Origin of the sequence: Dyella sp. (assembly GCF_035277725.1) — a bacterium.
GTDB lineage: Bacteria > Pseudomonadota > Gammaproteobacteria > Xanthomonadales > Rhodanobacteraceae > Dyella_B.
Genome location: NZ_DATEJY010000075.1, coordinates 1 through 22,264 on the forward strand (window position 1 = coordinate 1; position 22,264 = coordinate 22,264).

Below are 22,264 nucleotides of genomic sequence, written 5' to 3' on the forward strand. Positions count from 1 at the left end.
GCCGTCACGGTGCCGCTGCCCGCATGCACCACGAACGGCCACGCATGATTGCCTTGCACGCTGAATTGCGCCTGCCCGTGCCGAAGATCCACGCGCCGCGTGTCCGGGCTATAGCTCACCGAGACTTCGCTGTCGGTGTCGAGCAGGATCACGGAGCCGTCCGTCAATGGCACCGTGCGCTGCTGGCCAGGCACGGTCGCATAGGTCGTCGCAGCCACGTTGGTCGACGTCGACACCCAGCGGGGCAGGGCGATCACTGCAACAAGCAACGCCAAGCCGGTGGCCATGGCGGGCAGCAGCCAGCGCCGCGAGGCGCGCGGTTCGGGCTCGTGGCGCAATGCGCGCCGCGCCGCCGCCATCACGGCCGGGTCTTTGACTGCTTCTTCGCTACGCTTCCACAACCATTCCAGCTCGCGATAGGCCGCCGCATGCGCGGGATCGGCATCACGCCAGCGCTCGAAAGCCGCGCGCTCTTCCGGCGGACAGCGTCGGTCGAGCAGGCGCGCGAACCACTGTTCCGCCTCGTGTTGCGAGCCGGCGTGGGTCCGCTGGTTGGCATTTTCCCTGTCCATGTTCATTAAAACGTTTCCGTCGACGAATCACCTACCTTGCGCCGCAGCTGCGCAAGGGCGGTGGCCAGGTGCTTCTCGACCATCTTCACCGAGATGCCGCACCGGCTGGCGATATCCGCATGGCTCATGTCATGCACGCGTTTGAGCAGATACACGCGCTGGCATTTGGGTGGCAGCTCCAGGATCGCCTTGGACAGGCGCGCCACCTGCTGGTCGTAAAGCGCGCGCTGTTCGGGAGTGTGCTCACCCGTGGCGATATCCAGGCCTTCCAGCGCGACGTGGTCCTTGTTGTGGTGGCTGAGCGCCACCCGGTACTGGTCGTGCGCCACGTTCACGGCGATGCGGTAGAGCAGCTGTTTCCAGGCCGACGGCGGTTCGGATTCGCGATAGCGCATCAGCTTGGCCATGCTTTCCTGCGCCGCATCCTCCGCATCCTGCTCGTTGGCCGTGCGCGCACGCAGAAACTGCAGCAGGCCACGGAACTGGCCGCGCAGGAACGTTTCGAAACTATGCGTATTGTCGTGTGCCCCAATGGCCGGAATGCCCGGTCCCCCCATCGGCGCACTCTCCCGCTTGTTTTTCATCCCCGCCTTCTTAACTGCCCCACGTAAGCGTGGGACGAATGTGGCGCAAAACGGGGAGGTATGCAAATCGGACGGGCGCCGGCCACCATTTCACACGATCTACCTCCAAGCGCCTGTTCGTGGGCATTTCGCCCACACGGTTCAGCTACCCGCCAGCCCACGGTAACGTCCAGGCCGGCAACCCGAAGGACACATGATTCCTTGCAGGCCTTGCTGGGATAGCGAGCGAACACCGTCAAGACAACCTCATCGAGCTGGCAACGGCATCGGCCATTGTGAAGGTCATTATTTCAGTTCGATGCAGCGGTTAAGGATGCCCTGATCTATTCCGCGTACCCGTCACCACACGGTATGCGCGCCTCGGCTAGCACCAGCGTCGAAGGCATCCCTAATGAGTGCCGGATTATCCATTTAAATAAATTGTCATTTTCAGGCACGCAAATCGGCAACGCGCTTGAAAACAGACAGGCGTAAATAATCCCCACGTTCACGACGTTATTCGACGCCTGACTCAGGTCCGGCCAACTGTCGCGCCGCGCCAAGATGCACGGCGCACCCCATCTTGTGCTCAATTTAAGGATTAGCGCTCATGAATACCTCACGCCTGAAAAAGCTGGTCATGTGCACGTCGGCCGGCTTGTTGTTCGTTGCCGCCGCTTCCCATGCGGCGCAATTCACCTATATTCCCAGCAGTGTCAAGGTGAACTTCAGTAATGCTTCTGGACAGAGCGACAGCTTGTCGTTCCAGCAAGGCGGCAAGCTGGAGACCTCGGGCAACAATACCTATAACTATCAGGGCGGCTTCACCGATTCGGGTGCCTTTGGCATTTCCTTCGCGGTGGCTACCGATACCAGCTCTTCGACCGTGACGAGCAACACCGCTGGCGTCCTGCCCGAACAGGTGAACTCGGGTGCCAACGCCTACTACTTGTTGAACGGCCTGCTGACCGTGAGCAATGTTACCGACGTGCAAAGCCTGCAGTCGGGCGCCGGTGGCGTACCTCCTTACTCGTTGTCGGATGCCATCTCCGTCAGCATCTCGGGCAGCGGCGTATCCATTCCTTCCGGCAACTACAACGCGGGCACCAAATTCGCCGTGTCAGGCCCGGTGTCGGTAACCAACGCAAAGGGCGCGAGCGAAACCGATACCTTTACCGGCAAGATTGTGCTGGGTGAAGTGCGCGGCTTGCGCGACGGATGGGGTAACTTGACCGGCACGCGTTTCGTTGCGATCCGCGTTACTGGCACAGTCACCGACAGCACAGGCGCAACCTACAAGGTGGATCAGGTCATTGGTCAAAATGACTTGAATGGCGTCACGCCGGATCAGGTAACGCTGCACTACACGCTCACGCAGCAGTAAGCGCCCGTAGACCCCAAAGAAGCCGCCTGCCTGCGGCTTCTTTTCGAGGCGCAAATGCATCGCCAGCATACGTCGCGTTCACGCACCGGGGAGGCATTTGTCACATAGGCCGATGCAAGCTTGAGCCACCCAATGACGAGCGAAGTATCCGTGAACGTGTCGATCCAGCTGGAAAAACATGAGTTGTCAGGTCTGGAAAGCGTGGCGGAAGGGAGGGCGTCGACGGTGCCGGAGTCCATCGCCTCGCGCTTGCTTGCCATGGGGTTGGTGCAGGACTTGGGTGAGGCAGGTCACGACGGGAAACTTCAGCTCACGCCCAAAGGCTTGTCCTTTATTCGTTCAAGCGATCAGTGAGGCTGGCGCAGGTTGGGCAGCGTAACCCAACGTTGCGCAGTCGCAGCGGCATGGCGGCTTACGTGTTTTGCGCTCAACTCAAAATCACGATCCCACCGGGCAGCGCCGTAACCTTGGCCCCATACGCATCGTGAATCAGCGCCGCCACATCGGCGAGTTGATTGAGCGAGAACCGCGCCTGCACGGTGCGTGCACCCAGTTCATCGTTGGCAAGAATGATCTTGCCCGGGCGATAGCGGTTGATTTCGCGCACCACGTCAACCAATGGCTGGCCATCGAAAATCAGCACGCGCCGACGCCAGCCCATCGTGACTTCGAGATCCGCCGGCATCACCCGGCCGACGCGGCCATCGCCGAATTCAGCACGCTCTGCGGTCTTGAGTACGGCGGTCTGGCCCTGATAGCGCAAGGTGGTGGCGCCATCCAGGCTGGTGACTTGCACATCGCTGCCGTTGCAGCGCACGTTGCATTTGCCCATCGCGCCGATGTCGATGCGGCCACCGCCGGCAAATACGCTTAATGGATCGGCCGCGGCGGCCGTGGTTTTTACCTGAATTTCGCCGCCGAGCAATTCGATGCCAGTGATCTGTCTGTTGGCCTTGCGCAGGTTGATGGTGGTCTGCGTATTCATTTGCACCACCACGCTGCGGCCCAGATCCACTTCACGCTGCTCGCCGGTGGCGGTGCGATAGTCGGCCACCATGTCCGACAGCGACGGCCACAGCTGCAGCGGTGGATGCACTACCACCAGCGCCGCCGATGCGGTGACGGCCGCACCCAGAAAAGCGCGGCGAGTCATGCGCGGACCGGCGACACGATCGGCCACGGCGGCGGCACGCACGCGTTCGCTGGCCATCCATGCATGCGCAGCCGGCCCCAGGTTTTCCCACAGGCGACGGGTTTCAGCGAACGCCTCCGCGTGCGCGGCGCTTTGTCCGCACCAATGTTCAAAGGCGCGCGCATCCTGCACGGTGGCCGCGCCGGAAGTCAGGCGCAGCAACCAATGCTGCGCTTCCTTGTGCAGCGCGGCACGGCGATGGCCCATGTGATCGGTGATCGGCATACCCCTAAGACTCTTTTCCGGCACCAGGACCGAACCGCTGAATGACCTTTCGATCGAGACGCTTGCCACAGAATTCCAATGCTTTCTTGAGCTCCTTGCCAACCATGCGCACGGAAATGCCGAAGCGGCGGGCAATGTCCTCCTGCGGTACGTCTTCGACGCGCGCTGCGATCAGGATGGCGCGCTGGCGTTCGGTCAGCTCACTCAGCGCTTGTTGCAGCGCTTGCACTTCCTGCTTGGCATGCACTACGCGGGCCGGGTCCAGGGTATCCGCGCCGACATTCAACAACTCATCCACTTCGGTGCCGGTGAGATAGCGCGCATCCAATTGGCGCTGATCGGATGCGGCGTTGATGGCCATGCGAAACAGATAGCCGGCAGGATTGCTCGACACGCACGACGCATCGCCCATGCGCTCGATGCGCAGATAGGTTTCCTGCAAGGCGTCGTTGGCCAATTCGTCGGAACCTAGCCGGTTTTTCAGGCGCCGCCGCAGTTCATGGCGACGCTCGATGAACAAGCGGAGCAAGGGTAGGGATGTCGTCTCCATCGCCCCGGTCTCAATGCGCGGCTGGCCGCGTTGTCGCACACGCCGAAACGCCATCGGCGTGCTTGGGCAACAACAGCAAGGTAAGTGGTTGCGGCATGTCCATGGGCGGTGGTTCGAGCACAAGGTTGTTCAAGGCATGGTGCACGGCGTAGGCGCGCTGGCCGTTGACGGGGCTGAGCAGCCTGGTTTTTTCGACGTGGCCCGATGCGGCTATCCATATCTGCATGGCAAGCCGATACGTACCTGGACGCGCATCGTCGGATTGGCAGAGCGCCGCTTCGATGGGCTGCTGGATTTTTCCGGCGTACTGTTCGATCACGGCTTCGCTTTCCTCCACCCCAAGGCTCTGTGCTTTTTCGCGCACCGTTCTGTCGACGGTTACGTCCGGCTCCGCCAGCTTCAATGTGAACGCCTGGTCGCTGGAATAACTGGCAACCAGCCCGGTCCCTGCAAGCAGCTTTTGCAACGCCTGGGTCTTGTCGAAACTCCCGTGCACGCCTGGCGTCGTTCTGCCCTGCGCCAGCGCGTTATCCACCAGCACCGCCTGTCCGGTGATTTCGCTATAGGTTTGCAGCGCCGTCAGCAGTGGCTGCGGCGGAATGTCGAACGCCAGGCTGTCATCGATGCGGAGCGGGCCGGCCCAACGCGTCGTAGGCGACGTCGCCTGAGACGGTGGGGAAGCCGATTCCGCGGGAGATGCCAAGGGCAGCGTCAAACACCACACCAACCATGCAAACCGCACGCAAGCAAATCGTGGGAATACGCGATCAAGACTCGTTGTTGCGAAAGCGCCGCACGTTGTATGGCCTCCTTGGACAAGTCTCAGAGACTATGCCCGCAATGTGACAGTGAATCGCGCGGATGATTTATCGCTACCCATCCTGCGCGTATGCACAGCAACTCCACTCCGTCGCCCGGCGAAAGCCGGAGGCCCAGCGACTTGAATGCCATGCAAAAAGCCACTGGGTCCTAAGCTTTCGCCGGGACGACGACAGATTTTTTGCAGCCCCTGCAAAAAGGGCACGCACTACACCGCTGTCGTGTGTCCGGACACATGACAGCGGTGTGTCCAAAACCCCTGTCTACGCCCACTCCATGAATTTTTCGTGACAAGGTTCAGTCGCGCGGAGAGATCCGGGTCTATTCGGGCAGGGATGTCGTGGACGGGCAGGGACGCCATTTCGATTTCCGTTGCTTCACGTGCAGCGCCTGGCGCTCGCGTGTGGGGACATTTTGACTCTTGCAAATGGACGGCCAAACGCCGTCGCGATCGGGATGCGCATTGCGTGATCAGGCAAACGAGACATCGGCTGCAAGGACTGCGAGTGCCACAAGGATGTGGCAGGGGGACGCCGTGCATGGAGCCGCCGCGTGTTGTGGAGCCGACACGCCGTTGTCGTGATTCGGTTATCGGCAGCGCGGTAGGGTCGTGGCGCCGATGGGGATCGGCTCGGCGCGGCAGGCCGATGCAGGCATGAGGCGGCGCATGAGCATGCAACACGGAAGGAAACATCTGTTGCGCCCGTTGGCCGCACTGATTGGCCTGGCATTCGCCTTGCCGGTCGCGGCGCAAACACAAAACCAGGCGACGACGCCTATCGCATCGGCGCCCACCAAATTCCAGGTCAACGAATACCTGGTGCGCGGCAATACGCTGCTGCAACCGGACAACATCGAAGATTCGGTGGAACCGTATCTCGGTCCGGCGCGCAGCATGGACGACGTGCACGCCGCGCGCGACGCGCTGCAGAAGCTGTATCAATCCAAGGGCTACCAATCGGTAGTGGTGGAGATTCCGCCGCAACAGGTGAAGAACGGCGTGATCCTGCTGCAGGTGACCGAAAACACCATCGGCCGCGTGCGCGTGGAAGGCGCCAAATATCACTCGCCGCAAGCCATTCGCGACGCCGTGCCGTCACTCACGCAAGGCACGGTGCCCAACTTCAATCAGGTGCAGCAGGAACTCACCGATCTGAATCGCCAGCCCGGGCGCCAGGTGGTGCCGCTGCTCAGTCCCGGCAGCATGCCGCAAACGATGGATGTCACGTTGAAGGTCAACGACAGCTATCCGTTGCACGCCAGCGTCGAAGTCAATAACGACCATAGCGCCTACACGCCGGACCTGCGCACCATCGCCTCGGTCAGCTACAACAATTTGTGGCAGCTGGGACACACGATTTCCGCCACCTATATCGTGGCACCGCAGGATCGGCACGCTACCGAGGTGTATGCATTGTCGTACCTGGCGCCGTTGAATACGGACTGGAGCCTGCTCGGCTCGGCGTACAAGTCCAACAGCAATGCCAACACACTGGGCGGCACCACCGTGCTGGGCAAGGGCAATGCGGTAAGCCTGCAGGCGACGCGGCAATTGCCGGTGCTGGGCGGCGACTACACGCAGATGGTGTCGTTCGGCTTCAGCCGCAAGCATTTCGACCAGAACATCACGCTTGGCGGCAATACCTTGCTGGCGCCGCTGACGTATTACCCGCTGACTGCGGCCTATACCGGCCAGCGCAGCACCGACATAGCCACCACCAGTTTTACCTTCACCGGCAACTTCGGCGTGCGCGGCGCGGGCAGCGGCAGCCAGGCGTTCGACAACCAGCGCTACAACGCGCGCGCGGATTTCGCCGATCTGCGCTTCGACTTCAACTATGTGCGCAGCTTCGCCGGCGATTTCGCCGTGGCAACGCGCGCCAGCGCGCAAGCAAGCGACCAGCCGCTGATCTCCAGCGAACAGTTCGCTGCTGGTGGCATGAGCAGCGTGCGCGGCTATCTGTCGGCAGAAGAAACCGCCGACAACGGCGCCATCGCCTCGGTGGAATTGCGCACGCCGTCGATACATTCATGGGTGGGATCGTTCGCTGACGACTGGCGTTTCCATTTGTTTGTCGATAGCGCGCGGCTGATGCTGATCGATCCGCTGGCCGAACAGCGTGGACGCTTCACGCTGCTCAGCACCGGCGTCGGCACCACCTTCACCGTCTTCCACGATCTGACCGGCGATCTCGAATACGCCTACCCGCTGCGCGACGGCACGCAGACCAGGGCGCACGACGGACATCTGCTTTTCAGCGTGAAAGCGGGCTTGTGAACAGTTTGCTGTAACCACTTTGCATCATCCGGATAGGGGCTCAACGACCATGCGGTACTTCATCCTTCTCTGCACGCTGTGCCTGCTGCTGGCGCCACGCTTGAGCATGGCCGGCGAGGCGTCCTGGTGGAACGACGACTGGTCGTACCGCAAACCCATCACGCTGGATACCACACCCAAGGGCGGCAACCTTGCGCAGCCGGTGGGGCGCATGCCGCTGCTGATCCGCCTGCATCCGGGCAATTTCCAGTTCGACGGCGTCGGCAAGACGGGCGCCGACCTGCGCTTCATCGGGCCCGATGGCAAGACGCCGCTGAACTACCAGATCGAAAACTTCGATCCGGTGATGGGCGTCGCGCAGATCTGGCTCGACGTGACCGACCTGCCGGCCAACGGCCAGCAAACCATCTGGATGTATTACGGCAATACCAAGGCGCCGGTATTCAGCAACGGCGCCGCCACGTTCGACGCGGATTACACGCTGGTCTATCACTTCGACGAACAGAGCGGCCAGCCGCCGAAAGACGCTACCGCCTATGGCAACAACGCGCAAAGCGGCGCGTTGCGCACGATGGATGATGGCGTTGCCGGCAGTGCGGGACGCTTCGATGGTTCCAGTGTCGTCAGTTTGCCGGCCAGCTCTTCGCTCGATATCAAGGACGGCGGCAGCTTTACCTTCAGTGCATGGATCAAGCTGGATGCCATGCCGACCACGGCCACGTTGATCTATGGCCATCGCCAGGACGGCAAGGCGCTGCTGATCGGCATCGACAACGGCGCGCCGTTTGTGGAAGTGGATGGTGGGAGTGCGCCGCAACGTGCCAACGCCACCACGCCATTGAAGGCGGCTCAGTGGACGCATGTGGCGGTGACTGCCGGCAACGGACAAATCACGCTGTACGTGAACGGACAACCTGCCGCCAATCTCGCCGCTGCACTGCCGGCGTTGAGCGGCAGCGCCACGCTTGGTGGCGATGCAGCGAGCGCAGGCAACACGCCGGTGCCGTTTGCCGCATTCGTCGGCCAGATGGATGAACTGCGCCTTTCGCGCGTGGCGCGTCCGGCTGCAGCCATTGCCGCCGACGTGCTGACGCAGGGCGCTGAATCAAAGCTGGTGGCCTACGGCGAGGATGAAAAGAAATCCGGGTTCGGCTTTGGCTACTTCGGCATCATCGTCAAGTCGGTGACGGTGGATGCGTGGGTGGTAATTGCACTGCTGGGCGTCATGGCGGTGATCTCCTGGCTGGTGATGTGGCAGCGCGGCAGCTACGTATCGCGCGTCACGAATGCGAATGAACGTTTTCTGCATCGCTATCGCGAACTTGGCAGCAATCTGCTCGGCCTTGCTGGCAACCATGTGTCGCCCGCCATCAAGACTGAATTGACCGGTTCATCGCTGTATCGCCTCTATGAAACCGGCACCAAGGAAGTGTGGCGACGCCGCGACGAAGACGGCCGGCTGGTGATCGCCTCCGAATCGATCGAAGCGATTCGCGCGGTGATGGATTCCACCCTGGTGCGCGAAAACCAGGCGCTGTCGCGCTCGATGGTGATGCTGACCATCGCCATTTCCGGCGGCCCGTTCCTCGGCCTGCTCGGCACGGTGGTCGGCGTGATGATCACCTTTGCGGCGATCGCTGCCGCAGGCGACGTGAACATCAATGCGATCGCGCCAGGCATTTCCGCCGCGTTGCTGGCAACCGTGGCCGGTTTGTTCGTCGCGATTCCCGCACTGTTTGGCTACAACTACCTGCTCACGCGCAACAAGGCGGTCACCGCAAACATGCAGGTGTTCGTCGATGAATTCGTCACGCGCCTGGCCGAACTGCATCGCGCCGCTGACCTTTCCACGGTCGAAGGCTGAGGAGCGCGCCATGCAGGTTCAGGACGACGACAAGCCCTACGACGACATCAACATCACACCGATGCTGGACCTGGCGTACGTGTTGCTGGTGATCTTCATCATCATGACCACCGCGGCCGTGCAGGGCATCAAGGTGAACCTGCCCAAGGCCAGTTCGTCGGTGAGCCTGGCCAAGCCACAGACCAAGGCGATCACCGTGTCCGACACAGGGCAGGTCTTTCTGGATGCCTTTCCGGTGACGATGGGCGAGCTGGAACAGCGCCTGCGCGAACAGAAAGCGGTTACGCCGGATTTCCCGGTGATCGTGAAAGGCGATTCCAACGTGCAGTACCAGAAAGTGGTCGACGTGCTCGATCTGCTGCGCCGTCTCGAACTTACTCAAGTCGGTCTGGTGACCGGCAAGCAATCGAGCTGAGAACCTAGCGATGTTCGAGCCCGCTTACCCAGAGCAGACAAGATGGCAGCGATGGCGTGGACGCATCATCGCCATCGTGCTGCTGCTTGCCGCGGCATGGCTGGTGTGGATGCTGGCGGGCCACGAAGTGGGCGTGCGGCGTTCCGCGCCGCGCATCGCCACCATCACGCCCTTGCCGCCACCACCGCCGCCGCCAAAAGAAAAGCCACCGGAGCCGAAGAAAGTCGAAGAGGTCAAGCAGGAAGTGCCAAAGCCCGAACCGGCCAAACCGGTGCAGGCGCCAAAGGCACCTGACCTCGCCAAGCAGATCACCATCAATGGTCCCGCGCAGGCCGGCAATGACGCGTTCAACATCGGCGCCGGCGAAGGCGGCGGCATGGTTGGCAGTGGCGGCGGTAGCGGGGTAGGTGGTTCCTCTTACGAGGCGTACCTGAGCTATGCGCTGCAAGAAGCCGTGCAACGCGACGACCGCACGCGCCGGCTGGTGTTCGACGTGCGCGTGAACTTGTGGCTGTCGCCCAACGGCGGCGTGACACGCGTGGAACTGATCAAGCCCAGCGGCGTTGCAAAAACCGACGACGCACTGCTCGAAGTGCTGCGCGGCGTGCGCATCGACACGCCACCACCCCCGAATTTGAACATGCCGGTGCGCGTTGCGATGCGCGGCTATCGGCCAAGTTGAGTTTTTTATGGAGAAGATGATGAAGTCTCTCGCGCAGAAGCAAAATTTACTCTGCCGTCATTCCCGCGAAAACGGAAGCGCTTTACAACGGCCAATGCCGGTCAATCCATCTCGCTTCTGGCGGGAGGCAAACATGGATTCCCGCTTGCGCGGGAATGACGGCAAGGAGCCATCCATTCGAGCACGCAAAAAAGCGCTCAGCCTCATCGTCGGCTTACTGCTGGGCACGCAAGTCATCGCAGCGCACGCCCAGGACGCGGCCCCCTCCACCAACGCCACCATCAACCTCATCCATCTGATGGTGAAAAAGGGCCTGCTCACCCAGGGCGAAGCCGACGGCCTGCTCAAGCAAGCCAACGACGAAGCCCTGCAAGCGCAAAAAGCCGCCGCCACCGCGCCCACCGGCGTGCCTGCTGACGGCGCACAACCGGGCGACGTGCGTGCGGTATACGTGCCGCAAAACGTGCGCAACGAAATTCGCGAGCAAGTGAAGCAGGAAGTGATCGCGCAAGCCAAGAGCGAGCACTGGGCAGAACCGAATGCGATACCGGATTGGCTGGATCGCATCAGCTGGTATGGCGACGTGCATGTGCGCGATGAGTCGTGGCTCTACAGCCGCAACAATGCGGACGATTTCATCGACTATGCCGCGCTCAACCGCAATGGGCCGTTCGACATCAATCCCGGCACGTCTGGTAGCTCGCCGCACCCGCCGTTGCTTAACTCCACGCAGAACCGCTCGAACATGTTGCGCCTGCAGGCGCATATCGGCATGAACGTGAAGCTGGGTGACACCATCACCGCCGGCGTGCGCATCGGCTCCGGCGGCGACAACAATCCGGTATCGACCACGCAGACACTCGGTGGCGGCTTGATCAAGAAGGACATCTGGCTGGATCAAGCCTGGATACGCTGGCAACCGAACAAGGATCTGTCGGTAACGGCTGGCCGCATGCCTGATCCGTTTACTGTCACCGATCTGCTTTATTCCACCGAACTGAATTTCGATGGCGTTGCTGGCCATGGCGAACTGCCGTTCTCGGATGAGCTGACTGCCTTCGCAACCCTGGGTGCGTTCCCGATCCAATACACCGGCGGCACCACCGGCAACGCGGCTCCGTCGGAAGCCTACAGCCACGACAAATATTCCGACAGCCGCTGGTTGAGCGCCGCGCAGTTCGGCTTCAACTGGAAGTTTGGCGAAGATACGACATGGAAGCTCGCGCTGGCGTATTACTACTTCGATCGCATGCAAGGGCAGCTTTCGACGCCGTGCCAGCTCTACACCGGCATCAATTACTGCAGCACCGACGATACCGCGCCGGACTATATGCAATGGGGCAACTCAGTGTTCCTGCTGCGCAATATCGTTCCTGATCCATCGTCGCCCGGCAACTATGCGCAGCCGCAGTTCGTGGGCTTGTCGTACAACTATCACGTCGCCGACATCGTCAACAAACTTGATTTCAAAGTGGGCCAAACGCCGATCGAGCTTCAGGCCGAATACGAGCGCAACCTGGCTTACCACGAACGCGATGCCTTCGATCGCTATCCGAACGGTGTGGGCGTGCCCGTGAACAACTACCAGGGCAGTGCCACTGCGGGAGAAAGCGGACCCTACAAGAGTGGCCCGGTCGGTTGGCTACTGCGTGGCATCATCGGCAATCCACATCCCATGGCCTTGAACGAATGGAACATCGCCCTCGGCTACAAGTACCTGCAGCCCGATGCCATGCTCGACGGCCTCACCGACCAGAACTTCCACTTGGGCGGTACCAACGCCAAGGGCTTCATCCTCACCGCCGACTACGGCATTGCGCCACGCACGTGGCTGTCCGCACGCTATTACGGCGCGAAGGCGGTGTACGGGCCGCCGTTCAATATCGACGTGGTGCAGTTTGAAATCAGCACGAAGTTCTGAGGGGTGACCGATGAAACGCGCAGCGACTCTCGCCATCTTTCTCTGCATCGCCCTTACCGGCGGCGTGCACGCGCAGACGCTGGAAGAGCAATTGCGTTCGCAACTGGCCGATGCACGCAACCAGTTGCAGGATCTGCAAGGCCAGCAAGCGCAATGGCAGACGGAGAAGGCCAGGCTTGAACAGGAGCGCGATGCGGCGCGCAAGGACGCGGATGCCGCCAAGGCGGAACTCGGCAAGAAGCCTGCGGTGTCATCGCAGAATGTTGCCGCATTGGCAGCCGAACGCACCGCGCGCGAGCAGGCCGAGGCCAAGGCGCAGCAACTGCAGAAAGAGGTAGCCGACGCCAATGCCAAGGAGCATGCACAGGAGCAGCACGGCAGCGACCTGGCCGGTCAATTGAACGAAGCCCAACAGCAAGTCACCGTGTGCACAGCGAAGAACCAGCAGCTTTACCAGATCGGCAACGAGATTCTGGATGCCTACAGCCATATCGGCCTCGGCGCGGTTATCGCGAGTCGCGAGCCCTTTGCGGCTTCGGAGCGGGTGAAGCTGGAGAATGCGGCGCAGGCTTATGGCGATAAGTTGTACGAGCAGCGTTACGATCCACGTGCCAAGAAGTAGGTTGGGGTGCGAACCCCAACATCGTGATGCCGATCGATATGGCCATGTTGGGGTACGCACCCCAACCTACGTGATTTCGTCCGCCAGAAATCCCGATTCGTCGTATAGCTGCAATCGCAACGCAATTGGCGTACGGTGCCCCTTTTCAACCAGCCATAGCCACTGAAGGACCAACCATGCGCCTCGATCGAACCTTCCCCGCCCTTGCCGCCATCCTCCTCGCCGCCGTGCCGGCTGCTGCCGCACAAGCCCAATCCAGCGGAGACAGCAACCCGCCGCTCGGTGGCCCGGTGGTATCGGGCGTCTGCTACCTGTCGCGCGAGGCGATCTTTGCCAATGCCAAGGTCGGCAAGGCCGCTTCCGCACGCTTGAAGCAGCTGGCTGACCAGGCGCAGAGCGAGATCGCAACCGAACGCAAGCCGATCGACGCCGACGTGCAGAGCTACCGCTCGCAAGCCGCTTCGCTGTCCGCCGACCAGCGCCAGTCGCGCGAACAGGCCCTGGGCCAGCGCATGCAGAAAGTGCAGGAAGACCAGGCACTGCGCAGCCGCGAACTGGAAGCTACGCGGGTGAAGGCGCTGGGCCAGATCGCGCAATACGCGCAGCCGGTGATCACCGAGGCGTATCGCACCAAGAACTGCGGCCTGCTGCTGGATCGCAACGCCGTGCTCGGCGGCAATATGGCCAACGACCTGACCCCGCTCGTCGTACAAGGGCTTGATGCCAAGATAACCACCCTTTCATTCAACCTGGAGCAGGCTCCCGCCAACAGCGGCGCATCGGGCGGCGCGCAATAACGGTCATGCCAGCATGCGTGTGCAACTGCCTGCCTTGTTGCTAGGTACCCTGGTATCGGCGTCTGCCTGGACGCAGGCGGTTGCACCCGCGCATGCGCAAGTGTCTGCCTCGTGCGTGGACGTAAGCGTCAACGATCATCCCGCACTCTCTTATGCCTGCCTCAACCAGCATCTGGCCGCTGGTGCGCACCCCGCGCAGCAGCCGTCCCTGCAACTGGACCCCGTCGCGCAACTGCCCGAAAACCAGCAGGTGGGGCAGTTCAACTTCTCGGCTTTCAGCCATCAAATGGGCCCCAACCTCGGCAAGTCCGTCAAACCGTGGCGCCCACCGCCGTCGCAGCCGCTGCCCTTGCTGGGCGTTCCTGTCGGCACGCATTGAAATCTGCTCGCGTGAACATTTCGGAGTGCGTAGGTTGGGGTGCGAACCCCAACATTGTCATGCGATGAGTATCAATATGTTGGGGTTCGCACCCCAACCTACGCAGCTTTGCGCCATCGAGCGCAATTGTTTTGATCGCGTGAAATCCCCGCGACATTCCCCATGAAATTTTGGTGACACGGTTCAGTCCGTCATGCACCCGGCGGTCTACTTAAGGCAACACTGATCAAGTATCACCGTCGTCACCAGCCCTGTCTGTTCGCAGGGCACAGGGCAGTGTTGCCTTAACAGCGAAGTGCCGATTAAAGACGTCCAGGGGAAGAGTTTCGTGATCACACCGGTCGGTTCAGGCAAACGTTTCCGTTCCATGCGTGCAGTAACGGTCAGACATCCCCTGGCCTATGCCATTGCTTCCGTATTGGCGATGGCCACCCTCCCGGCCCACGCCGGCAATCCGCCACCGCTGAGCCAGGCCTGGCTGCAGCAGCAGGCGTTGAATCGCAACCCCGCGCAACCCGCCGGCAGCACCTCACCGGCTACCGCCGGCCTTGCAGCGCAATCACCGCAACAACTGCTGCAACAGCAACAGGTACACCAATCACTCGCCAATCTCAGCCGCGCCGCGCAAGCGATCGCCGCGCAGATGGCGGCACAGCAATCGGCGCAGCAGGCAGCGCAACAGCAAGCATCGCCGGTGCCGAATGGCTTGACGGCGGGCGGTCTGGCGGTCGCATCGGGTATATCCAGCAATCCATCGCTATGGCAGAACGCCAATCTGCCCACGCAAACCACGTCGAACGGACAAACCACCGTCCAGGTAAAGCAGACCGCGCAAAAAGCGATTCTCACCTGGAACAGCTTCAACGTCGGCCGCAACACCACGCTGTATTTCAATCAAAGCGGCGGCAACCAGACCAACGGCAGCAACAACAACTGGATCGCGCTCAATCGCGTGGTTGATCCCAGTGGCGTGCCGAGCCAGATCTTCGGGCAGATCAAGGCTGAGGGCACGGTCTATATCCTCAACCACAACGGCATTCTGTTTGGTGCTGGCAGCCAGGTGAATACGCAGTCGTTGATGGCGAGTTCGCTGGATCTGTTCAGCAGCGACGTAACCACAAGCAATAGCACGTTCCTCAACAGCGGTATTCAGGGTGCTACCAACCAGCTCACGCCATTTTTGGTCAACGGCGTGTTTAGTGATGCAGCCAAGCATGACGTCGTCGTGCAGCAGGGCGCATCCATCAGCTCGGGCTCGCAAGGTTTTGTGTTGCTGGCGGCGCCGAACGTATCCAATGCGGGCAGCATCGTGGCGGATGATGGCGAAGCCATTCTTGCCGCAGGCGTGCAGTTCGCCGATCTATCCGCCGCCGGCAAGAACAACCAATCACTCAATGTCCTGAACGAGCAGTCTGCCACCGTGACGAATTACCCCGGCGGCACTGCCACGAACACCGGCTTGGTGCAGGCGCGCCGTGGCCAGGTGGCCATGCTTGGCTACAACGTGGACCAGGAAGGTGTTGCGCTGGCATCGACCAGCATCAGTTATCCCGGCAGCATCGATCTGGATGCACGAGATGAAGGTGGTGCTGAATTTCGGCGCGATGGCGCACTGACGCTGGGCGCCAATTCAGTGACAGCCGTGCTGCCGGAAAAAGATGGCGCCACCACCACCTCGACAGCTGCCGCCACCGCGGCCTTCGTGCCAAGCAGCGTCAGCCTTACTGGCGGAACCGTCACATTGCAGTCCGGTTCGTTGCTCGAGGCCCCTGGCGCGAAGGTAAACATCCTGGCGCAGATTCTTCAGGATGAAATGGCCACGGCAGGGCCCACATATGGCCGCATTTACGTCGACAAAGGCGCCGTCATCGACGTCTCCGGCCTCGCCGACGTGGAACTGCCGATGTCGGCCCTGCTGGTGACCATCCCGCGCATCGGCCAGAACGAACTGGCCGATTCGCCGCTGCTGCGCAACAGCTTTCTGTACACGCAGAAAAACCTGGTGGTGGACAGCTCGCAAAGTGGCGTCACGGCCGATGGCCTGAGCTGGGTCGGCAGCCCCATTCTCAACGTATCCGGCTACGTGCAGAACATCCCGCGCGACATCACGCAGATGATGACGAATGGCGGCACGCTGAACCTCAACGGCGACCAAGTGATCGTACGCAGCGGAGCACAGCTCAACCTGGATGGTGGCTACATCGCTTATCAGGCTGGCTGGGTGACCACGCCCAACCTGCTCGCCGCGAATGGCCGCGTCTACAACATTGCCGATGCCGATCCCAACCAGACGTATGTCGGTTTCGCCGGCACTTACGACGTGGTCGACAACCGCTGGGGTGTCACCACCAACTACACCAATCCGCTGCTGGCCGGAACCACGCGCTGGGACAGCGGGTTCGCCGTGGGCGGCAATGCCGGCACGCTCAGCATCAGCACGGATGTGCTGGACCTGGATGGCGAGATCACCGCCAAGGCGTTTCCGGGGCGCAACCAGGTGACGAATGGCACGCAGCCCAGCGGCGGTGCATTGCAACTCAACGCAGGCATCAAGCAAGGCAGTGGCATTGTCGCCAACGCCATACTCACGCTGCAGCAGTCCACACCAACGGTCGAGCAGATCGATCCGCAATTCCAGGCCACCACGCCTTGGCAAACCGTGCTCGACGCGGAAGGCGCTTCCACAGATGGCGCATCGCTGTCGGCGGATCTAGTGCGCCAGGGTGGTTTCAGCTCGGTCAGCGCCAGCTCAAGCGACATCCAGGAACAGCCCGGCACCGTGCTGAGCGTGATGCCCGGCGGTACGATCCAATTGACGGCGCCGCGGATCAACGTGCAAGGCGAACTGAGCGCGCCTGCTGGGTCGATCACGCTTACCGCGTCTGGGCTGGCCATCTCGACATCCGGTCAACAGTCCGTCCCTGGCGACATCACCGTCGGCAGTGCAGCGGTGCTGAGCGCACGCGGCATGTGGGTCAACGATGCGGGCCAGCCGAGTGATGAGTTTGTAGGTGACCGCTACATCAACGGCGGCAGCATCAACCTGGTGACGAATCAGACCGGATTTCAAAGAACCATCGGTGGGGTTCTTCTCGATGACACTGCGTCGATCGTGTTGCAGCCAGGCAGCCTGCTGGACGTTTCCAGCGGCGGGTACGTCAACAGCAGCGGCGCGCTACAGCTCACCGGCAAAGGTATTCCCGAAGGCAACGCCGGCAACATCAGCCTGATGACGTATGTCGCAGCAGGCGGCAATCAGTTCGTCGGCGTGTCCGCGCTCCCGCCCTCATCGATCGAAACGGCGTCGATCCAGTTGGGTGGAACGTTGCGTGCATTCGGCTTCAGCGCTGGCGGCACCTTGAGCATGCAAGCGGCGGATATCCAGATCGGCGGCAATCCGGCCAACCTTGCCTTGAGCAACGGCCTGTACCTTGCACCGTCGTTCTTCGCCGGGCAGGGCTTCGACAACTATGCGTTGACGTCCATCACCGATGCCAGCATCGCGCCCGGCACGATCCTGCACATCAGCCGCGACAGCCTGCTGCCCAACGTGGCCGCTTTGCTTGCTGCGCCTACCGGCACGGATATCTACGGCGCTAATGCGGTAGCGGGTGGCAACTACACCAGCATCGGCCAGCTTGCGCCTTATTTGCGCTACGTGTCGCAAAATACGAATGGTGCGGGTTTTTCGCTGAGTGCGGGCACCTATCTGAACTGGCAGGCCATTCCGGGCAATGCCGGTGCGGGACCGATCAGCTATCCGGGCGTTACTGGTTCAGTGACGCTCGGCGCAGGCGCGACCATCGTTGCGGATGCTGGCGCCAATATCACGTTGGCGGGTACGCGGTCGACCATTGTCGACGGAACGATCGACGCCCCCGGAGGCACGGTTGATCTCGAAACCAACGTGCCGGTTAGCCTGAAGCTCCCCACGCTGGCACAGCTATGGCTAGGGCCGCAGGCGGTCGTAAACGTGGCGGGCGTGTCGCTGATCAATCCGCTGGCAACTGCCGCGCCGGGCGCAGCGGCGGGCTTGGGCTTGGCTTCACGCTTTATGCCATACACCGGCACCGTTCTGGATGGCGGTAACGTCACACTGTTTTCCGGCGGTTATGTGCTGACTGAGCAAGGCAGCCTGATCGATGCATCCGGCAGCGCCGATATTTATGACTTGCCAAGTGCATCCAGCCAGCTTGCGGGTAGCTCGGCAAGCTATACGCCGACACCGGTGTGGAGCAATGGCGGCAACATTGTGTTTTCTGCTGCGGCAGGTCTCTATGCGGACGGAACCCTGCGCGCGGCTGCAGGAGGTGCCTCGGCCGAAGGGGGCAGCCTCCGCATTGAAGGGTATGCAAATAGCCTGACCGGCCTGGACGGCAATCCCGTCGCGAGCGCCATCGTGTTGCAGCAATCCGGCTTGCTGATACCGGCCGGATTGCAGCCAGGCGATACGGTGGAGGCCGGTGGCGCATCGGGTGTGTTGCGCTTTTCGCTCAATCACCTGGACGGGTCGGGCATCACTAGTCTTGCGATAGGATCGGACCCAAGCGTGACGGCAGCCGGCTATTTCCCGCTGGCGATCGGATTCGCGGGCAATATTGATCTTTCACTAGGTAGAAGTTTCACCCTTTTCGGGGCCAGCTTGATCGCATTGCCGGCTGGCAGCAGCTATCCGCCGGTCAATACGGGCAATGCTTACTCGCAGGGCAACGGTACGGTTCGCATCACCGCGCCGTATGTCGAACTGATCGGTTCGCAGACTCCCACGCCCGCCGCCGGTGACGGGGTCTTGGATATCAATGCGAATTTCATGGACCTGGGTGGCCAGATCAATCTGCAAGGATGGGCCAGTGCCAGCTTCCATTCCAGCGGTGATCTTCGTTTCTACGTACCGCCGGCGCGTGAATACAGCAGCACCACACCGTTTACCGGACTGCTGTTCACCACCGGCAATCTGACATTGCAGGCGACGCAGATCTATCCGATGAGCGGCTACCCGTTTGCGGTGATTGCCAATCCATCGGGGCTGAGCGACGCGCAAGGCAATGCCTTGTCGACCACGCTCACCATCCTCGGGAACGGCGCGAGCACGGTACCGTTTTCGGCGGGCGGCACGCTGCTGCTGGATGCGGATCGGATCGAGCAGGACGGTACGGTGCGGGTACCGTCCGGCAGCTTGATCATCGGCGTCGGCGATCCGGTTGCTGCGGCCAATGCGCTGAATACCTCAAGCAGCTATCTGGTGAACACGCAAACGGTGCACCTGGGCAGCGGCAGCATCACCTCGGTGTCGCTGGATGGCGCCGTGGTGCCGTACGGTTCCACCGTCGACGGCCAGCAATGGAGCTACGACGGCGATCCGCTGCAAACCACCCCGCCGCTCAGCGCACCGCCCAGCAAGAACATCAACATTGCTGGCGCCAACATCTCGCTCGATAGTGGCGCCACCATCGACGTCAGCGGCGGCGGCAAACTGCAGGCGTCGGAATGGGTGCCTGGCGTGGGCGGCACGCGCGACGTGCTTTCGCAATACGAAACCAGCTACGCCACCAGCGCCGCCGGCACGCAGGTGCCGCAATACAGCGATGGACGCGCGGTGTATGCCATCGTGCCTGGCTATGCAGCGCCGGTGGGTGCGCAAGACGCGGCGCTGGAGAAGGGTGCCGGTGCTGGACCGGCAACCGGGCAGTCGGTGTACCTGTCTGGCGTGGCAGGCTTGCCGGCGGGCTACTACGTATTGCTGCCGGCGAAATACGCCACCTTGCCGGGTGCCTATCGCGTGGTGCAGGACACCAGTTCGCACGACGCCATCCTCGGTCAGAACGCCGTGCTGCCCGATGGCACCATGAGTATCACCGGCTATTTTGCCGATGCGCTGGACGGTGCACGCGATGCGCGCAACACCACCTTCCTGGTGCAGTCCGGTCCGGTATGGCAGCAGTATTCGCAATATCAGTTCTCCAACGCGGACAGCTATTTCGCCAACCAGGCCAGCAAGGTCGGTACGATCACACCTGCACTGCCGGCAGATGCAGGCCACCTGATTCTCAGTGCCACGCAGCAACTGCAGTTGGGCGCATCGTTGCAGGGTGCACCGGCCAGTGGTGGCCGCGGTTCGCTGGTGGATATCTCCGCGCAGGCGATCCAGGTGACGAGTCCGGATTCGACACCGCTTGCCGGCTATTTGCAGATATCAGCCGATTCGCTTTCTGCACTCCATGCTGGCAGCCTGATGCTTGGTGGCACGCGTCAACTCGGCAACAACGGGTATCAGGTCACCAGCAATGCCGACAGCGTGACGCTTTCCAACGACAGTGCGCATCCGTTGCAAGGGCCGGAAATATTGCTCGTCGCCAACGGCGGCAACGATGCGGGCGCACAAGGCATCGTGCTGCAATCGGGCAGCGTATTGCTGGCCAGCGGCACGGGTTCTTCGGATACCACGCCGCTGGTCTTCGGTAGCAATGCCGGCACCAGCGCAAGTGGATCTGCCACGCCTGCCCTCAGCGGCAATGGTGCGTTGTTGCGCGTATCGCAGAACGACATGGTGAGCGTCACGCGCAATGACGTCACGTCGAGCGCAACCGCCGGCCAGCTCACCATCGACAGTGGTGCGACGGTGCAAGGCGGCAATGCGCTGATCATGGACACCACCGGTGCAACATCGGTCAGTCCGTCGGCGGTATTCAGCGCCACGAACATTCTGGCCGACGCCAGCCTGATTACCTTCGTGGGCAGCAATGAAAGCAACGCAAATGCCGCCGGATTGGTTATCGGGCCGGGGACGCTCAGCCTGCTGAGCGGAGCGCAACAGGTCACGCTAAGCAGCCGCGGCGCGATCGATTTTCTCGGCAATGTATCCATCGATCTGCCACAGGCGTTGAATCTCAATGCCAATGCGTTTGTCAGTGACGGTGGGCAAGTCAATATCCAGGCGGCCACGCTGGGTTTGGGCAATGCGATAGGCGGCAGCGCGGTAAAGCCGCTTGCGGGTAGCGGTCAGCTGAGCTTGAACGCAGGCGAGCTGGATTTCACGGCGGGCAATACGGCGTTGCAGGGTTTTGGCAGTGTCAGCGCCACAGTCAGCCATGGCATCGCCGGTCAAGGCAGCAGCAGTGTCGACTTCGGCGCCGCGAACGTCAGTTTGAACACGCCTGTACTGCTGGCCGAGAGCGGCGCCAGCACGACACTGACCACCACGGGTGCGTTCGGCGTGAACGGCGCAACCGGCACGGCGTTGTCAAACAATGCCATCGGCGGCGCGTTGAACCTTACTGGCGGCGCGCTCACCATCGACACGTCAGTCGATGCCTCGGCGGGCAACCTGAGCCTCGAAGCAACCAGTGGCGATCTCACCATCGCCAACGGCGCTAGCTTGAATACCGCAGGAGTCAACAAGACTTTCTACGACACCACCACCTATGCAGCAGGCGGAAACCTCAAGCTGGTTTCCGATCAAGGTTCGGTAATCGTGCAGCAAGGGGCGACGGTGGATTTCGCCGGCGCGCCGCTGGGCGGTACCGCCGGCAGCATTACCATCCAGGCCGGCCATCAGGCCACGCTCGCAGGCACGTTCGAAGGGCAGGCAGGCAACGGCTATCGCGGTGGTTACTTCACGGTGAGCAGCGGCGGCGCACTCGATCTGGATCAGCTGGCGCAACTGACCGCGCAGGCGGGCACCACCGGTGGTATTTCGATCAGCAGCGGTGCCGGCAACCTGGTGTTGTCGGCCGGTAACAGCCTTACCGCGCAGGATGTCTACATCACTGCCAATGGCGGCGTTGGTGCGGTGAACACGGCCAACGGCGTGCTGGAAATCGACGGCACCATCAATGCATCGGGCGCCGCGGCGGGCGAAGTCCAGCTGTATGGACGCAATGGCGTCACCCTCAACGGCAACGTGTTGGCGACCAGCAGCATTCCCGGACAGCGCGGCGGCATCGTGCAGATCGGCACCACCGGCACCAGCGATGGCAGCCTCAACACGCAGTACGGCTACGA

Annotated in this window: 16 protein-coding genes; 11 read left to right on the forward strand and 5 right to left on the reverse strand. The window is 61.7% G+C overall.

The annotated features are described in order from the left end of the window. On the reverse strand, positions 1–578 hold a 578-nt coding region (locus VJR68_RS07495), incomplete at its 3' end, for a FecR family protein (RefSeq protein WP_324147038.1). Further along, positions 578–1,156, reverse strand: coding sequence for an RNA polymerase sigma factor (locus VJR68_RS07500; protein ID WP_324147039.1), 579 nt, complete (start codon positions 1,154–1,156; stop codon positions 578–580). The genes VJR68_RS07495 and VJR68_RS07500, both read right to left, overlap by 1 nt. A gap of 589 nt (positions 1,157–1,745) precedes the next feature. Here VJR68_RS07500 and VJR68_RS07505 point away from each other — a divergent pair. Then, a complete protein-coding gene (locus VJR68_RS07505) occupies positions 1,746–2,519 on the forward strand; it encodes a hypothetical protein (RefSeq protein ID WP_324147040.1) in 774 nt (257 codons plus the stop codon). A 150-nt stretch (positions 2,520–2,669) separates the two neighbouring features. Beyond that, positions 2,670–2,873, forward strand: coding sequence for a hypothetical protein (locus tag VJR68_RS07510; RefSeq protein ID WP_324147041.1), 204 nt, complete (start codon positions 2,670–2,672; stop codon positions 2,871–2,873). 73 nt (positions 2,874–2,946) lie between these two features. Here the strand turns inward: VJR68_RS07510 and VJR68_RS07515 are convergent, their stop codons facing one another. Genes VJR68_RS07515 through VJR68_RS07525 form a run of 3 tightly spaced genes read right to left on the reverse strand, consistent with a single transcriptional unit; the run spans position 2,947 to position 5,189 of the window. Continuing rightward, complete coding sequence (locus VJR68_RS07515; RefSeq protein ID WP_324147042.1) at positions 2,947–3,936, reverse strand: FecR family protein; 990 nt, start codon at positions 3,934–3,936, stop codon at positions 2,947–2,949. A 4-nt stretch (positions 3,937–3,940) separates the two neighbouring features. Then, positions 3,941–4,486, reverse strand: coding sequence for an RNA polymerase sigma factor (locus VJR68_RS07520; RefSeq protein WP_324147043.1), 546 nt, complete (start codon positions 4,484–4,486; stop codon positions 3,941–3,943). 10 nt (positions 4,487–4,496) lie between these two features. Then, positions 4,497–5,189, reverse strand: coding sequence for an STN domain-containing protein (locus tag VJR68_RS07525; protein ID WP_324147044.1), 693 nt, complete (start codon positions 5,187–5,189; stop codon positions 4,497–4,499). 783 nt (positions 5,190–5,972) lie between these two features. Between VJR68_RS07525 and VJR68_RS07530 the strand changes: the two genes are divergently transcribed. From VJR68_RS07530 to VJR68_RS07570, 9 genes are all read left to right on the forward strand, one after another. After that, the gene (locus tag VJR68_RS07530; protein ID WP_324147045.1) at positions 5,973–7,583 is read left to right on the forward strand and encodes a ShlB/FhaC/HecB family hemolysin secretion/activation protein; all 1,611 of its coding nucleotides are present in this window, start codon (positions 5,973–5,975) and stop codon (positions 7,581–7,583) included. Between the two features lie 49 nt (positions 7,584–7,632). Next, entirely contained in the window at positions 7,633–9,447 is a 1,815-nt protein-coding gene (locus VJR68_RS07535; RefSeq protein WP_324147046.1) for a DUF2341 domain-containing protein, read from the forward strand. 10 nt (positions 9,448–9,457) lie between these two features. Then, the gene (locus VJR68_RS07540) at positions 9,458–9,862 is read left to right on the forward strand and encodes a biopolymer transporter ExbD (protein ID WP_324147047.1); all 405 of its coding nucleotides are present in this window, start codon (positions 9,458–9,460) and stop codon (positions 9,860–9,862) included. 10 nt (positions 9,863–9,872) lie between these two features. After that, a complete protein-coding gene (locus VJR68_RS07545; protein WP_324147048.1) occupies positions 9,873–10,544 on the forward strand; it encodes an energy transducer TonB in 672 nt (223 codons plus the stop codon). Positions 10,545–10,677: 133 nt separating this feature from the next. Next, on the forward strand, positions 10,678–12,465 hold the full coding sequence (locus VJR68_RS07550; RefSeq protein WP_324147049.1) for a putative porin: 1,788 nt from the start codon (positions 10,678–10,680) through the stop codon (positions 12,463–12,465). A 10-nt stretch (positions 12,466–12,475) separates the two neighbouring features. Further along, positions 12,476–13,087 (forward strand): hypothetical protein, encoded by a 612-nt coding sequence (locus VJR68_RS07555; RefSeq protein ID WP_324147050.1) that lies wholly within the window; start codon positions 12,476–12,478, stop codon positions 13,085–13,087. Between the two features lie 176 nt (positions 13,088–13,263). Continuing rightward, a complete protein-coding gene (locus tag VJR68_RS07560) occupies positions 13,264–13,884 on the forward strand; it encodes an OmpH family outer membrane protein (protein WP_324147051.1) in 621 nt (206 codons plus the stop codon). A 13-nt stretch (positions 13,885–13,897) separates the two neighbouring features. Continuing rightward, a complete protein-coding gene (locus VJR68_RS07565) occupies positions 13,898–14,263 on the forward strand; it encodes a hypothetical protein (RefSeq protein ID WP_324147052.1) in 366 nt (121 codons plus the stop codon). A gap of 367 nt (positions 14,264–14,630) precedes the next feature. Beyond that, on the forward strand, positions 14,631–22,264 hold a 7,634-nt coding region (locus VJR68_RS07570; RefSeq protein WP_324147053.1), incomplete at its 3' end, for a filamentous hemagglutinin N-terminal domain-containing protein.

Bases quoted from the DNA above. Each gene is read 5' to 3' on its own strand.
- VJR68_RS07500 (WP_324147039.1), bottom strand. From the start codon at position 1,156: ATGAAAAACAAGCGGGAGAGTGCGCCGATGGGGGGACCGGGCATTCCG.
- VJR68_RS07505 (WP_324147040.1), top strand. From the start codon at position 1,746: ATGAATACCTCACGCCTGAAAAAGCTGGTCATGTGCACGTCGGCCGGC.
- VJR68_RS07515 (WP_324147042.1), bottom strand. From the start codon at position 3,936: ATGCCGATCACCGATCACATGGGCCATCGCCGTGCCGCGCTGCACAAG.
- VJR68_RS07520 (WP_324147043.1), bottom strand. From the start codon at position 4,486: ATGGAGACGACATCCCTACCCTTGCTCCGCTTGTTCATCGAGCGTCGC.
- VJR68_RS07530 (WP_324147045.1), top strand. From the start codon at position 5,973: ATGAGCATGCAACACGGAAGGAAACATCTGTTGCGCCCGTTGGCCGCA.
- VJR68_RS07535 (WP_324147046.1), top strand. From the start codon at position 7,633: ATGCGGTACTTCATCCTTCTCTGCACGCTGTGCCTGCTGCTGGCGCCA.
- VJR68_RS07540 (WP_324147047.1), top strand. From the start codon at position 9,458: ATGCAGGTTCAGGACGACGACAAGCCCTACGACGACATCAACATCACA.
- VJR68_RS07545 (WP_324147048.1), top strand. From the start codon at position 9,873: ATGTTCGAGCCCGCTTACCCAGAGCAGACAAGATGGCAGCGATGGCGT.
- VJR68_RS07550 (WP_324147049.1), top strand. From the start codon at position 10,678: ATGGATTCCCGCTTGCGCGGGAATGACGGCAAGGAGCCATCCATTCGA.
- VJR68_RS07555 (WP_324147050.1), top strand. From the start codon at position 12,476: ATGAAACGCGCAGCGACTCTCGCCATCTTTCTCTGCATCGCCCTTACC.
- VJR68_RS07560 (WP_324147051.1), top strand. From the start codon at position 13,264: ATGCGCCTCGATCGAACCTTCCCCGCCCTTGCCGCCATCCTCCTCGCC.
- VJR68_RS07565 (WP_324147052.1), top strand. From the start codon at position 13,898: ATGCGTGTGCAACTGCCTGCCTTGTTGCTAGGTACCCTGGTATCGGCG.